This window comes from Modestobacter sp. KNN46-3, from assembly GCF_011039295.1.
Genome location: NZ_JAAKGN010000305.1, coordinates 1 through 1,890, shown reverse-complemented (window position 1 = coordinate 1,890; position 1,890 = coordinate 1). Strand labels below are relative to the sequence as shown.

Below are 1,890 nucleotides of genomic sequence, written 5' to 3'. Positions count from 1 at the left end.
GCTGGCCACCGACCACCGGTCGGAGAGCGCCACCGCGACCCTGCGTCGGGGCCTGCGGATGATGCCGGAGTTCCGCCAGGGCCTGCCCGCCACCTTCACCCTGGCCCTGATCGCCACCGCCGGCCGGGTGGTCGTCCCGATCGCGGTGCAGCAGACGCTGGACCGGGGGCTCGGCGCACCCGGCGGCCCGGACATCGACCTGGTCCGCGACCTGGTCGCCATCTGCGCGGTCGTCGTGCTGGTCACCAGCTTCGCGGTCTACCGGATGAACGTCCGGCTGTTCCGCACCACCGAGACGGCGCTGGCCGGTCTCCGGGTCCGGGCCTTCCGGCACGTGCACGACCTGTCGGTGCTGCACCAGCAGGGCCAGCGGCGGGGCTCGCTGGTGTCCCGGGTGACCAGCGACGTCGACCAGCTGTCGGTGTTCATGCAGTGGGGCGGGGTGCTCGGGCTGGTCAGCCTCGGCCAGCTCGTGGTGGCCACCGTCGTCATGGCGGTCTACTCCTGGCAGCTGACCCTGCTGGTGCTGGTCTGCTTCATCCCGCTGGCCGTGGCGATCAAGTTCTTCGCCCGCCGCCTCGCCGAGGTCTACGGCGTCGTGCGGGAGCGGGTCGGTGACGTGCTGGCCGCCGTGGGGGAGTCCGTCATCGGTGCGCCGACGGTGCGGGCCTACGGCGTCCGCGCCCGGACGGCGGCCCGGCTCGACGGCGCCATCGACCGGCACTACCGCGCCTCGGTGCACGCGCAGAAGGTGACCGCCGGCGTCTACGTCAGCGGGGAGTTCATCGCCGCCGTCGCCAACGCCGCGGTCGTCGTGGTCGGCGTGCTGCTCGGCATCGCCGGGGACATCAGCGCCGGCACCCTGGTGGCCTTCCTCTTCCTGGTCACGCTGTTCGTCGCGCCGGTGCAGACCGCCAGCGAGGTGCTGAACGAGGCGCAGAACGCCGTCGCCGGGTTCCGCCGGGTGCTCGACGTGCTGGACACCGAGCCCGACGTCCAGGACCCCGCCGATGGCCGGCCGCTGCCCGACGGGCCGCTGGACGTGCGCTTCGACGCCGTCTCCTTCGCGTACGGCGCGGGGACCGCGAAGGCCCTGGACGGCGTGGACCTGACCATCGCCGCCCGGACCCGCGTCGCGATCGTCGGGGAGACCGGGTCGGGCAAGACGACGTTCGCCAAGCTCGTCACCCGGCTGATGGACCCCACCGGGGGCCGGGTGCTGGTCGGTGGCGTGCCGCTGGACGAGGTGGCCTTCGCCTCGCTGCGCGAACGGGTCGTGATGGTGCCCCAGGACGGGTTCCTCTTCGACGCCTCGGTGGCCGACAACGTGCGCTACGGCCGACCGGACCTGACCGACGCGGAGATCGTCGCCGCCTTCGACGAGCTCGGCCTGCGGGACTGGCTGGACGGGCTGCCCGACGGCGTCGCCACCCCGGTGGGCCAGCGCGGGGAGTCGCTGTCGGCGGGGGAGCGGCAGCTGGTCGCGGTGGCCCGCGCCTACGTGGCCGACCCCGACCTGCTGGTGCTGGACGAGGCGACCAGTGCGGTCGACCCGGCCACCGAGATGCGGCTGACCCGGGCGCTGGACGCGCTGACGAGCGGGCGCACCACGCTCACCATCGCGCACCGGCTGTCCACCGCGGAGCGGGCCGACGAGGTGCTGGTCGTGGACGCCGGCCGGGTGGTCCAGCGCGGCACGCACGCCCAGCTCGTGGACGCCGACGGGCCTTACGCCCGGCTGCACGCCTCGTGGCGCCGCAGCTCCGGCCGGCTGTGGCGATCAGGGCCAGGGTGAAGGTGGCGGGCAGGCCCTGGCGGAACTCCGGCATCATCCGCAGGCCCCGACGCAGGGTCGCGGTGGCGCTCTCCGACCGGTGGTCGGTGGCCAGC

At 74.2% G+C, this 1,890-nt stretch carries 1 protein-coding gene; it reads left to right on the top strand.

Going from position 1 to position 1,890, the window contains the following annotated elements; translation table 11 throughout:
* The first annotated feature begins 1 nt into the window (after position 1).
* Positions 2-1,795, top strand: coding sequence for an ABC transporter ATP-binding protein (locus G5C62_RS26785; RefSeq protein WP_164703383.1), 1,794 nt, complete (start codon positions 2-4; stop codon positions 1,793-1,795).
* The last annotated feature ends 95 nt before the right edge of the window (positions 1,796-1,890 follow it).